The 562-nt window shown below is 49.6% G+C and carries 1 protein-coding gene; it reads left to right on the top strand.

Annotated elements, in window-relative coordinates:
- Positions 1-562: 50S ribosome-binding GTPase (locus tag JNK74_29795; protein MBL7650363.1), on the top strand; the 562-nt coding region annotated here is incomplete at both ends.

Raw genomic sequence — 562 nt, 5'->3', positions numbered from 1 at the left:
TGGGCATCATCAATGTTACTGATAAACGTCTGGAAGTCCTTACGGAGATTGTCAATCCACAGAACATTGTTCCAACCACGATCGAATTCGTTGACATTGCCGGCCTTGTGAAGGGCGCGAGCAAGAACGATGGCCGTGGAAATGGTTTCCTTTCCAACATCCGCGAAGTAGACGCGATTGTTCACGTAGTACGCTGCTTCGATGACATCAATATTGTTCGTTCCGCGGGCCCGGTTGATCCTGTTTCCGACAAGGAGATTATCGAGATGGAGCTTCAGCTTAAGGACCTCGAATCGGTCGATAAAAAGGTCGCCCGCATTGAGCGTGCTGCGAAGGCTGGCGATGCAAAAGCGAAGGCTGAACTGGAAGTACTTAGACAATACAAAGCTCACCTTGAGCAGGGTAAAAATGCCCGTAGCCTGGATATTTCAGAAGAGGAGAAGAAGGCTGTTGCCGACCTGTTCCTGCTCACCATGAAGCCGATGATGTACGTGGCCAATGTTGACGAGAAATTCCTTCACGAAGACAATCACCATGTACAGGCATTGCGCAAAGTGGTCGA

It is taken from the genome of Candidatus Hydrogenedentota bacterium, from assembly GCA_016791475.1.
GTDB lineage: Bacteria > Hydrogenedentota > Hydrogenedentia > Hydrogenedentales > JAEUWI01 > JAEUWI01.
Note: the sequence above shows the minus strand (reverse complement) of the source record. Positions and strands in the feature narration are given on the sequence as shown.